11 protein-coding genes and 1 pseudogene are annotated in these 11783 nt (G+C 70.2%); 9 read left to right on the top strand and 3 right to left on the bottom strand.

What is annotated here, in order from left to right; all coding sequences use genetic code 11:
• The 4 genes from AC2VOR_RS18405 to AC2VOR_RS18390 form a co-directional block, all read left to right on the top strand.
• Positions 1-324, top strand: a 324-nt coding sequence (locus tag AC2VOR_RS18405; RefSeq protein ID WP_486964269.1) for an integrase core domain-containing protein, incomplete at its 5' end; no start/stop codon positions are given.
• 42 nt (positions 325-366) lie between these two features.
• The gene (locus tag AC2VOR_RS18400) at positions 367-1182 is read left to right on the top strand and encodes a PPE family protein, SVP subgroup (RefSeq protein WP_369738142.1); all 816 of its coding nucleotides are present in this window, start codon (positions 367-369) and stop codon (positions 1180-1182) included.
• Between the two features lie 42 nt (positions 1183-1224).
• A complete protein-coding gene (locus AC2VOR_RS18395) occupies positions 1225-2328 on the top strand; it encodes a PPE family protein (protein WP_369738141.1) in 1104 nt (367 codons plus the stop codon).
• Positions 2329-2387: 59 nt separating this feature from the next.
• Complete coding sequence (locus AC2VOR_RS18390; RefSeq protein WP_486964268.1) at positions 2388-3662, top strand: alpha/beta hydrolase fold domain-containing protein; 1275 nt, start codon at positions 2388-2390, stop codon at positions 3660-3662.
• Positions 3663-3690: 28 nt separating this feature from the next.
• Here AC2VOR_RS18390 and AC2VOR_RS18385 read toward each other — a convergent pair whose 3' ends face one another.
• Positions 3691-4146, bottom strand: a complete 456-nt coding sequence (locus AC2VOR_RS18385) for a protease inhibitor I42 family protein (protein ID WP_369738139.1) — start codon at positions 4144-4146, stop codon at positions 3691-3693.
• Between the two features lie 221 nt (positions 4147-4367).
• Here AC2VOR_RS18385 and AC2VOR_RS18380 point away from each other — a divergent pair, with 221 nt between their 5' ends.
• From AC2VOR_RS18380 to AC2VOR_RS18360, 5 genes and pseudogenes are all read left to right on the top strand, one after another.
• Entirely contained in the window at positions 4368-5957 is a 1590-nt protein-coding gene (locus AC2VOR_RS18380) for a Na+/H+ antiporter (protein ID WP_369738138.1), read from the top strand.
• A gap of 35 nt (positions 5958-5992) precedes the next feature.
• Positions 5993-6958, top strand: a pseudogene (locus AC2VOR_RS18375) (AAA family ATPase).
• A 42-nt stretch (positions 6959-7000) separates the two neighbouring features.
• A complete protein-coding gene (gene alsS, locus AC2VOR_RS18370) occupies positions 7001-8689 on the top strand; it encodes an acetolactate synthase AlsS (protein ID WP_486964267.1) in 1689 nt (562 codons plus the stop codon).
• 5 nt (positions 8690-8694) lie between these two features.
• Positions 8695-9495, top strand: coding sequence for an acetolactate decarboxylase (gene budA / locus AC2VOR_RS18365; RefSeq protein ID WP_486964266.1), 801 nt, complete (start codon positions 8695-8697; stop codon positions 9493-9495).
• A 94-nt stretch (positions 9496-9589) separates the two neighbouring features.
• Positions 9590-10735, top strand: a complete 1146-nt coding sequence (locus tag AC2VOR_RS18360; protein WP_369738134.1) for a glycosyltransferase — start codon at positions 9590-9592, stop codon at positions 10733-10735.
• 199 nt (positions 10736-10934) lie between these two features.
• Here the strand turns inward: AC2VOR_RS18360 and AC2VOR_RS18355 are convergent, their stop codons facing one another.
• A complete protein-coding gene (locus AC2VOR_RS18355; RefSeq protein ID WP_369738133.1) occupies positions 10935-11072 on the bottom strand; it encodes a hypothetical protein in 138 nt (45 codons plus the stop codon).
• 15 nt (positions 11073-11087) lie between these two features.
• The gene (locus AC2VOR_RS18350; protein WP_369738132.1) at positions 11088-11567 is read right to left on the bottom strand and encodes an MPT63 family protein; all 480 of its coding nucleotides are present in this window, start codon (positions 11565-11567) and stop codon (positions 11088-11090) included.
• Positions 11568-11783 lie beyond the last annotated feature (216 nt).

Below are 11783 nucleotides of genomic sequence, written 5' to 3'. Positions count from 1 at the left end.
CAGCGGGTCATTTTCCACACCGACCGTGGCAGCACTTATACCGCCAGGGTGTTCACCAAGCTGTGTGCTGAGCTGGGGATCCGCCAATCCATGGGGGGGGTCGGGTCGTGCTTCGACAACGCCGCGGCTGAGGCGTTCTTCTCCTCGTTGGAATGGGAAGTGTTGTCCCGCAACCGTTTCCGTGATACTGTTCAAGCTCAGGCGGTGGTCATCGACTGGTGTTACACCTTCTACAACCACCAGCGTCGACACAGCGCCGCAGACGGACTATCGCCTGTCAACTACGAGATCAGGGAAAACTGTCAGATGCCAGAAGCGGCTTAAGGAACCCTCCACGATCTCGGGGGAAGCACAAAGGAGACATCGATGTCGTTCGTGATCACCCACCCCGAAGCGCTGACCTACGCGGCCGGCAAACTGCAGACCCTCGGCTCCGCGCTGGCCGACCAGAACACCGCCGTGGCGGTCCCGACCACGAGCCTCGCGCCCGCGGGCACCGACGAAGTATCCGGTTTGCAGGCAGCGCTTTTCACGGCGTACGGCAACCTGTACCAGTCCATCAGCGCCCAGGCCACGGCGATCCACGAGCTGTTCGTGAAAACCCTGGGAACCAGCGCCGCCGCCTACGCGGTCACCGAGTCCACCAACTCCGTCGCGACCGCGTCGCCGCTGTCGGCGGTCTCCGGTGCCGTCAACGGGACCAGCGCGCAGGTCATACCCGCGGGATTGTCGGGTGGTTTCGCCAATATCGTCAACATCGGGGCGGGCAACTACTCCTCCGCCGCGTCGGACCTGCTCAACATGGCGGCCGGCGGGCTGCTTCCCACGCAGGAGGGGGGCCTTAGCGCCGGCCCCGTTGCTGCGGCGGGCCCGGGGCCTGCCCTGACCGCGGCGGGCCCGGCGGGCTTCGGCGGATCGCCGATCGCGGCCGGTCTCGGCCAGGCGGCCACGGTCGGGCGGCTGTCGGTGCCGCCCAGCTGGGCGGCGGGACCGGCCGCCCCGCCGGTCGGTCCCGGCGCCGCGACGTTGGCCGGCTGGACCGCCCCGCCGCCCCACGGCGCGGCGATGACGGCCGTGCCCGCCGGGATGCCGGCGGTCGCCGCGTCCGGCAAGGCCGGCGGCCTGGGCACCCCGCGCTACGGGGTCAAACCCACCGTGATGGGACGCCCGGCGGGCGTCTGAAAACCCAGGCCAACCGAAGCAAATCGAAAGGAGCGCAGCACAATGGATTTCGGAGCGCTACCCCCGGAAGTCAACTCCGCGCGCATGTACGCCGGTGCGGGCGCCGCACCCATGATGGCCGCCGCGTCGGCGTGGAACACCCTGGCCGCGGAGTTGAGCACGACCGCGGCCGGCTACGAGTCGGTGATGGCCGAGCTCACCGGTGATCAATGGACGGGTCCGGCGTCGGCATCGGCGACCGCCTCCGTCCAGCCGTACGTGGCGTGGCTGAACACCACCGCCGCGCACGCCCAGCACGCGGCCGCGCAGGCCACGGCGTCGGCGGCCGCCTTCGAGACGGCCTTCGCGATGATCGTTCCGCCGCCACAGATCGCGGCCAACCGGACCCAGCTGGCTGCGCTCGTCGCGACAAACCTGCTGGGGCTCAACACGGCGGCGATCATGGCGACCGAGGCCCAGTACGCCGAGATGTGGGCCCAGGACGCCGCCGCCATGTACGGCTACGCCGCCTCGTCGGCGCGGGCGGCGTTCCTGAACCCGCTGACCTCTCCGTCGGCGATCGCCAACCCGGCCGCCCAGACCGAGCTGGTACAGCTGATCTCGGCCGCACCTCGCACGATGGCCGCACTCGCCACACCCGCGCAGGCCGGCCCGATCGACAGCTTCCTGAGCATCCCGTTGGTAGCCAACGCAATCAACGGCGGAATCGACACGTCGGCGTGGTTCACCATGAACGCCATCCCCACCGCGGTGTCACTGGGTCACACCCTCAACGCCTCGTCGGGTGCCGCCGCCGCGGCGGGCGCCGAGGCCGCGGCGGGCGGCCTGGGCGGGCCGGCTCTGGTGGGCGCCGCACAGCCGGCCGCGGCGACGGGCATGGCCGGCCCGCCGATTCTGGCGGGGCTCGGGCAGGCGTCCACGGTGGGCCCGCTGTCGGTGCCGGCCAGTTGGTCGGCGGCGGCCCCGCCCGCCGAGCCCGCGGCGGCGGCGCTGGACGGATCGGGCTGGGCCGTCGCACCCGACGCCGAGGCCACGGCAGTTCCGGCCGGCATGCCGGCCATGGCCACCTCAGGGAAGTCACCGGGCTTCAGCGGCCCGCGGTACGGGGTCAAGCCCACCGTGATGCCCAAGTCCGTGCTGGTGTGAGACCCGGAAAACGACGGGACCCGGGGCCGGGGTCGCGGGCCGCCTCGTATGGTGTCGGCATGCGCGAAGCTCGAGTCGTCCACGTCCTCAGGCAGATCGGGTCGTTGGTCGTGACGGCGGTGACCGCCGTGTCCACCCTCAACGCCTACCGGCCGCTGGCGCGCCGCGGCTATCTGTCGCTGTTCTCGTTCATGTTCGGCCTGGTGGTCACCGAGCTGCCACTGCAGACCCTGGTCAGCCAACTCGGGGGGCTCGTGGCGACCGCCCGCCGCCTGGACCGGCCCGTGCGGGCGGCCGCTTGGGTGGTGGCGACCATCTCGGCGCTGGGCCTGCTGAACTTCAGCCGCGCCGGCCACAAGGCGAACGTCCCGCTGGCCGCGGCGCTGGACAGCGGGCTGGGACCCGACCGTTTGACCGAGTCGGGCAACCTGTGGCGCCGGCCGGCCGGCAGCGGCACCGCCAAGGCGCCGGGAGTGCTGCGGATGATGCGCATCTACCGCGACTACGCCCACGACTCCAACATCAGCTACGGCGAATACGGCAGCGCCAACCACCTCGATATCTGGCGGCGCCCGGACCTCGACCCGGCCGGCAGGGCGCCGGTGCTCTTCCAGATCCCCGGCGGGGCGTGGACGTTGGGAAACAAACGCGGACAAGCCCATCCGCTGATGAGCCACCTGGCCGAGCTAGGCTGGATCTGTGTGGCGGTCAACTACCGGCACAGCCCGCGCAACACCTGGCCGGCCCACATCGTCGACGTCAAGCGCGCGCTCGCCTGGGTCAAAGCGCACATCGCCGAATACGGCGGCGACCCCGACTTCGTCGCCATCACCGGCGGCTCGGCCGGCGGTCACCTCTCCGCGCTGGCGGCCCTGACGCCCAACGACCCGCGGTTTCAGCCGGGGTTCGAAGACGCCGACACCCGGGTGCAGGCCGCCGTGCCGTTTTACGGCGTCTACGACTTCACGCGTTTCAACGACGCGATGCACCCCATGATGCCGGGGCTCCTCGTGAAATCGGTGATGAAGGAACGGCCCTCCACGCACCTGGAGATCTACCGCACGGCGTCGCCGGTCAACCACATTTCCGCCGACGCTCCTCCCTTCTTCGTCCTGCACGGCCGCAACGACTCGCTCGTTCCGGTCGAACAGGCACGTGCCTTCGTCGGCGCGCTGCGGCCGGTCAGCCGACAGCCCGTGGTCTACGCCGAGCTGCCCCTCACCCAGCACGCCTTCGACATCTTCGGCTCGGCCCGCGCGGCGCACACGGCGGTCGCCGTCGAGCAGTTCCTCGCCGAGGTCTACGCCACGCGGCGCCAGGTCTCCGCCGCCTGAGGGTCGCCCGAGACCGCCGCGCCGGCCCCTACTGCACGGTCACGATCGCGGTATAGGTGCACGCCGGTTTGCTGTCCTTGCCGACGAAGCTCGAGTAGTAGGTGGTGACCGTCGTGGTGCCCGGCTTCAGCGCGTCGAACGTCCACACCTCCGTGCCCGGCGCCCCCATCCGGTCGGTCGTCGGCTGCACGTACCGGTGGCCCGATTGCCGGACGATCGAGGAATCGCCGATGCGTGCGTCCGCCTGCCACCGGTAGGGGGTCGAGTAGTTCGAGCCCAGCTTCACCGTGAGCGTGTTGCCGACGCCGAGCGTGACGTTCTGAGTGATGTTGTCCTTGTGCAGGACGTCGTCCATCGAGACCTGCAGAGTTTTGTCCGACGAAGGGGTCCTGGACTGAAACGAGCAGCCCAAAGCCGCTGATGAGACGAGCACGACGACCGTCACCAGCAGCCTGATCTTCGCCAGCAGCACGTGTACCCCCATTTCCCTTGCAGCCTAATATCGCCGCCCGGCGCCGAGCGGCAGCCGGGTACCGAGACGGCCGCGGCGGTTGCTACCCCTCCTGACGGTGCCCGTTTCGGTGGCTGGCGGGCTTCGCGAAGGTGAACGGCCGGCGACTTCGGGCGGGCGGCGGGAGAACTCCCGGCGCCGACCCCGGCCAACCCGCCATGCGGGATCCGGGCGGTTCCGGCAGGATGGACTGAGTGTTTGGCCTCGTCGTCATCGTTGCGCTGGTGTCCGCGGTGATCGTGGGCACGGTCCTTGGGCATCGCTACCGCGTCGGCCCGCCGGTGCTGCTGATCCTGCTCGGCGGTTTGCTGGGGTTGATCCCCCGGTTCGGCGACGTGCGGATCGACGGCGAGATCGTGCTGCTGCTGTTCCTGCCGGCGATCCTTTACTGGGAGAGCCTGAACACCAGCTTCCGGGAGATTCGCAAGAACGCGCGCATCATCGTGTTCCTCAGCATCGCCCTGGTGATCGCCACCGCGGTGGCGGTGTCCTGGACGGCGCGGGCGCTGGGCATGGAGTCACACGCGGCGGCCGTCCTCGGGGCCGTGCTGTCCCCCACCGACGCCGCCGCCGTCGCCGGTCTGGGCAAACGGCTGCCGCGCCGGTCGCTGACCGTGCTGCGCGCCGAGAGCATCGTCAACGACGGGACCGCGCTGGTGCTGTTCGCATTGACCGTGCACGTCGCGATCGGCGGCGCCGCGGTCGGCCCGCTGGACCTGGTCGTGCGGTTCGTCGGCTCCTACGTCGGCGGCATCGTGTCCGGGATCGTGGTTGGCGGGCTGGTCACCAAGGTGCGCCGCCGCCTCGACGCGCCGCTCGAGGAAGGGGCCCTGAGCCTGCTCACCCCGTTCGCGGCGTTCCTGCTGGCCCAGTCGCTGCACTGCAGCGGGGTGGTCGCGGTCGGGGTGTCGGCGTTGATGCTCACCTACTACGGGCCGGTGGTGATCCGGGCGCGGTCGCGGCTGCAGTCATACGCCTTCTGGGACATCGCGACCTTCCTGATCAACGGTTCGCTGTGGGTGTTCGTCGGGGTCCAGATCCCGGGCGCGCTGCGCGGCATCGCCGGCGTCGAGGGCGGACTTCGACACGCCGCCTACATCGCGCTCGCGATCACCGGCGTCGTGATCGGGTCCCGAATCTTCTGGGGCGAGATCACCCCCGTGCTCATCCGTCTGCTCGATCGCCGCGATCTGCAACGCGCCCGCCGCGTCGGCTGGCGGATGCGCTTCGTCACCGCCTGGGCGGGATTCCGCGGCGCGGTGTCGCTGGCCGCGGCGCTGGCCGTGCCGATGACCACCCTGAGCGGCGCCCCGTTTCCGGACCGCAACCTGCTCGTCTTCGTCGTGATCGTCGTGATCCTGGTCACGGTCATCGTGCAGGGCAGCACGCTACCCGCCGTGGTCCGCTGGGCCCGGATGCCCGAGGATGTCGCTTTCGAAGCGGAGTTGCAGCTGGCCCGCAGCCGCGGCACCAAAGCCGCGCTGGCGGCGTTGCCGCTGGTCGCCGACAAACTCGGAGTCGACGAGGACCTGCTGGCCCGCATCCGCAAGGACTACGAGGAACGCGCCGCGCTGGTGCTCGCCAACGACGGCTCGGGAGCCACCGAGCTCGTCGAGCGCGACGACGTGGTCCGGCGGGTGCGCCTCGGGGTGCTCGAACACAAGCGCCGGGAGATCACCGCACTGCGCAACCAGAACCTCATCGACGACATTGTGCTGCGCGAGCTGCAGGAGGAGATGGACCTCGAGGAGGTTCGACTCCTCGAGGTCGCCGACGGCGACTGACGCGCCTGACGGTCGCCAACCGTACAGTCGGCGCCATGTTGCAGACGGTTGCGATCCGCGGGTACTGCTCACTGCGCGAGGTCGTCCTGCCGCTGGGCGGGCTGTCCGTCATCACCGGCGCCAACGGCACCGGGAAGTCGTCGCTGTACCGCGCGTTGCGGCTGCTGGCCGACTGCGGCCGCGGCGAGGTGATCGCCTCACTTGCCCGAGAAGGCGGGCTGCAGTCGGTGCTGTGGGCCGGTCCCGAGCAGCTGACCGGGGCCCGAAGGACCGGAAACGCCGAGGGCACGGTGCGCACCCGGCCGGTCACTCGAGCTGGGCTTTGCCGCTGAGGATTTCGGCTATCTGATCGACCTCGGGTTGCCGCAGTCGGCCGGGCCGGACTCCGCTTTCTCCCGTGACCCGCAGATCAAGCGGGAGGCGTTGTTCGCCGGGCCGGTGCCGCGGACCCCGCCACGCTGGTGCGCCGCGCCCACGGGCTCGCCGACGACGGCGGCGATCTGGCAGCCGCGATTCAGACGATCCTCGAGGCCGGGTTCGATGACCTGAGCCGCACCGTCGCGGACGCATTCGACGGTGCCGAGGTGTCGGTCGCCGTCCACGACGGGCTGTTCGACCTCGAATTGCGGCAGCCCGGGATGCTGCGCCCGTTGCTTGCGGCCGAATTGTCCGATGGCACATTGCGGTTCCTGCTGTGGGCCGCCGCCCTGTTGAGCCCGCAAGCGCCGTCGCTGATGGTGCTGAACGAACCCGAGACCTCCCTGCATCCCGACGTGGTCCGACCGCTCGCGTCGCTGATCCGCTCCGCGGCGGCACGGACGCAGGTCGTGGTGGTGACCCATTCCCCCGCACTGCTGGAGTTCCTCGACGCCGTGCCGATCGCCGAGGCCGGCCCGGCCGGGCGCGCCGTCGAGATCGAGCTCTACAAACAGTGAGGTGAGACACGCGTCGCCGGCCAGGGCCTGCTGACCACACCGCCGTGGGACTGGGGCAGACGCTGAGACGACGCTGCACTACCGCGGCCCAGGGGCCAGACTGACTACATGGTGTTCAACAAGTCCGCCAAACCGGTGCGCAGCGCGGACAAGATCGTTGAGGTGCTCTCGGCGCAGGGCGTCGAGTACGTCTTCGGCGTGCCCGGCGCCAAGATCGACGCCGTCTACGACGCCCTGGCCGACGCCGGCCCGCGGCTGGTGGTGTGCCGCCACGAGCAGAACGCGGCGTTCATGGCCGCGGCGGTCGGCCGCCTCACCGGTGTGCCGGGCGTCGTCCTGGTGACGTCGGGCCCCGGCACCGCCAACCTGGCCACCGGGCTGCTCACCGCCAACACCGAGCAGGACCCGGTGGTCGCGCTGTGCGGGGCCGTGCGCCGGGAAGACCGCCTCAAACGCACGCATCAGTCCATGGACGCCGCAGCGTTGCTCAAGACGGTCACGAAGTTCACCGGCGAGATCAACGACCCCGACAACGCCGCCGAGGCCACCGTCGCGGCGTTCCGCGCGGCGCTCAGCGCGCCGCGCGGCGCGGCCGCCGTCGTGCTGCCCGCCGACGTGCTGGCCGCCCCGACCACCGCCGGCATCACCGACCGCCTGCCCGTCCCGCCGCTGGCGGCGGCCCCGGCGTTCGCCATCGAGAGGGCGTGCGAACTCATTCGCGGCGCACACCGCCCGGCGCTGCTCGTCGGCAGCCGCGGCGCCGACCCGGAAAGCTGCCTGGCGCTGCGTGCCCTGGTCGCCACGACAGGGCTGCCCGTGGTGGAAACCTTCCAGGCCGCCGGGGTGGTGTCGCGCAACCTCGAGGACTACTTCCTGGGCCGGGTGGGCCTGTTCCGCAACCAGCCCGGCGACGTCGTCCTGGGCCAAGCCGACGTGTTGATCGCCGTCGGGTACGACACTGTCGAATACGACCCCGTGCTGTGGAACGGCGACGTCGCACGCACCGTCGTGCACATCGACTCGGTGCCCGCCGACATCGACAACCACTATCAGCCCACCTGCGAGCTGATCGGCAACGTCGCGGCCACTCTCGGGTCGCTGAGCGACAAGCTGGCCGACCTCACGCTCACCGACGGCTACCGGAGCCAGATCGCCGGGCAGCGAAAGGCGCTGCGCGACATCGATGCCGCCGCGCGCGATCACACCCCCGAGGGCCCCGGCCTCGACCCGGCCGCGGTCGTGCTGCGGCTGCGCGAGGAACTCGGCCACGACGACCAGGCCACAATCACCTGCGACATCGGCTCGGTCTACATCTACATGGCTCGCCACTTCCGGGTCTACCAGCCCAGGCGGCTGCTGTTCTCCAACGGCCAACAAACCCTGGGCGTCGCCCTGCCCTGGGCGATGGCCGCCTGCCTGGTGCGCCCCGGCACCCCGGTGGTCTCCGTATCCGGCGACGGCGGATTTTTGTTCTCCGCGCAGGAACTCGAGACGGCTACCCGCCTGGGCCTGACGTTCACCCATATCGTCCTGCGCGACAACGCCTACGACATGGTGGGCTTCCAGGAGGTCCTGAGATACGGACGCACGTCGGGGGTTGCACTCGGCGACTACGACATCGTCTCCTACGCGGCCGCCTTCGGCGCCCGCGGCCACCGGGTGGAAACCCTCGACGACTTCGGTGCCACGGTGCGCCGGGGCCTGGCCGAGCCGGGCGTCTCGCTGATCGACGTTCCCGTGGACTACAGCCGCAACGCCGAGTTGGCCGCGGACCTGCACGCGGACTCCTTCGAGTAGGCACGATGGACGCCTCCGGTGCATACGAGCGCTTCCGGCATTGGGCCACAGCACTTCTCGCTCATCAGCGGGCCGACTCCGAGGTGTATCAGTTCTCGACGATCGGCGCGCTGCTGGACGGGGTCTACGACGGCGACGTCACGGTCGCCGAGATCATGCGCCACGGCGACTTCGGCCTGGGCACCTTCAACCACCTCGACGGCGAGATGGTGGTCCTGGACGGCGTCTGCTACCGGTTGCGCGCCGACGGAACCGCCGCCCGGGCGGAGCCGACCGATCGCACGCCGTTCGCGGCGGTCACCCGATTCCACGCCGACTTCGAGTTCGACATCGCCGAACCCACCGCCAGGTCGGCGGTGATCGACGCCATCGACCACCGGATCGCAAGCGCCAACCTGATTTACGCGATCCGGGTCACCGGCCGGTTCCGCGAGCTGCGTACCCGCACGGTGATGGCCCAGGAGCCGCCCTACCCGCCGTTGACGCAGGCGACCGAGGACCAGGCCGAAACCGTGTTCACCGACGCGAACGGCACACTGGTCGGCTTCCGCACCCCCGACTTCGAGCAGGGAATCGCCGTCGCCGGTTACCATCTGCACTTCCTCGACGCCGACCGCACCGCCGGTGGCCACGTCCTCGACTTCGTCCTCGAGCGCGGGCGGGCCGCGGTCAGCGGCGCCGCACAGCTGCACCTGAGCCTGCCCACCTCCGGCGCGTTCCTCGACGCACGGCTTTCCGGCGCTGAGCTCGCCGAGCGGATCGACCAGGCCGAAGGCCCCCGGGCCGGTCGGCCGCCCAAGCCGTGACGTGAGCTACACCCGATAGGGAATTCACGGACTGTTCAGGCCGCCGTCGGTTCGGCATCGTTGACTGCACACGCGCACCGCGTGTCCTCACGATATGCGTGTTGTCCAGGTCGCCAACTTCTACGGCCCACGGTCCGGCGGCTTGCGCACCGCGGTCGACCGGTTGGGCGCGGAGTATTGCGCCAGCGGGCACGAGGTCTTCCTGATCGTTCCCGGTTCGTTTCCCGAACGGACCCTGCTGCCGACGGGCGTGATACGAATTACTCTGCCCGCCAGGCTAATTCCTCTGACGGGTGGCTACCGAGCGGTGCTGCCGGGCCCCGTCAAGGCCCTGCTGGAGGCGCTGGAGCCCGACGCGCTGGAGGTGTCCGACCGGCTCACGCTGCGGTCCCTGGGCCGCTGGGGCCGCGCACACGGCGCCAGGACGGTGATGATCTCCCACGAACGCCTGGATCGCCTTGTGGGACAGATACTCCCGCGCCGCCCCGCCAAGAAGTTCGCCGACCTCGCCAACAGGCGCACCGCGGCCGACTACGACACCGTGGTGTGCACGACGGGCTTCGCGCGCGAGGAGTTCGACCGCGTCGGCGCGTCGAACACCGTCACCGTCCCGCTCGGCGTGGACCTGCAGACGTTCCACCCGCGGCGCCACTCCTACCTGGTACGCCGGCGCTGGGCGACGCCGCAGCAGATCCTGCTGGTCCACTGCGGCCGGCTGTCGGTGGAGAAGCGGGTCGACCGCAGCATCGACGCGCTCGGCACCCTGCACCACGCCGGCGTCGACGCCCGGCTGCTGGTCGTGGGCGAGGGGCCGTTGCGCGCCCGGCTCGAGCGGCAGGCCGCCCGGTTGCCGATCCACTTCACCGGCTTCGTCAACGACCGGCACACCGTCGCCGGGCTGCTGGCGTCGGCCGACGTGACCCTGGCGCCCGGCCCGCACGAGACATTCGGGCTCGCCGCGCTGGAATCGCTGGCGTGCGGGACCCCGGCCGTGGTCTCGCGCACCTCGGCGCTGACCGAGATCATCACCCCCGACAGCGGCGCCCTGGCCGACAACGACCCCCGGGCCATCGCCCACGCGGTCGGCGCGATCGTCCGCCGGCCCGAGTTCCACCGACGCTCCTCCGCGCGCCGCCGCGCGGAGGACTTCACCTGGCAGCGGGCCGCGGCCGGCATGCTGGCGTCGCTGGAAACCCGCGGCGGGGGCGGCCGGGACGGCGATTCGGAACACACCGCCTAGGGCGCGGGGCGCCAGGTGTCACTGTCGCGGTTGGGCGATCCATTCGCAGGCCTGCCCAGCCTCCGCGGTGGGGAAGACCCGCAGTTGGGCTGGCATCAGGAACCCGAAATTCCTGTCCCGCGCCGGATCCTCAGGACCACGTTGGTGTCGTCCCAGACCGCTCCGGCGTCACGCCATCGAAATCGGCGGGCACCTCGTACTACACCCACAGCTTGTCTTGCCGGGTGAACCTGTCGTCGACGTCGGGCATCAGGACCATTTCGTAGTCGGCCTTGGTGACATGGCCGTGGCAGGCGAACGCCGCGTCGTCGGGGAACCCCTGCAGACGCTCAATCATCCTGCCGCCCAACCACTACGGGCCCCATATGAGGAGGTCTTCCATGCCGTTGTTCATCGTGACGGTGTTCGGCGACGGACCCGTGACGTCGAAGTGGATCTTGCCGGTCGACTGGGCGCCTTCGGGGATCGTGGCCCCGCTGATGTTGGTGGGGCTCGCGACGAACCACAGCACCCGGTAGGCGGCCTCGTTGGGGGCGACGGCGTTGAACTGCGAGATGGCCGGGGTGACGCTGCCCTGGATCGCCCGGACGGTGACCGTGGCCTCCCACAGTTTGCCGGCAGGGGTGTAGCCGGGCGTCTCGTCGTTGCTGGGCTGTAGACCGCCGACTTTGTAGGCCAGCACGACCTGGCCGACGGTGTCGGTCATCGTCAGTTCGCTGCCGAGCTTGCCGACGATCGGGTAAGCCGCCGAAACGGTGGGCGCGACAACGATTCCGGCCAGCGCCAGGACCGCGGCCGCCACCGCCGTCGCTATCATCGAGGTGACCTTCATTGGTGTCCTCCCAACTGGTGCGAACAACGCAATAGTCGGCGGGCAGCCGACTCCGGGAGCCTGATTCTGTTCGCCGCGCGTTCGCGCCGATAGGGCCGTTCGGCCCGACAACCGTGGGACCTAAGTGGTCTTGCCCGTTAATTCGTCGGGGGTTGTTGCCATGCGGTGGGGTCGCCGAGGTAGAGGCCACAGGCGCAGTCGAGGGCTTCTTCGGGA

The sequence above is a fragment of the Mycobacterium sp. TH-M103 genome (assembly GCF_057473785.1).
Note: the sequence above shows the minus strand (reverse complement) of the source record. Positions and strands in the feature narration are given on the sequence as shown.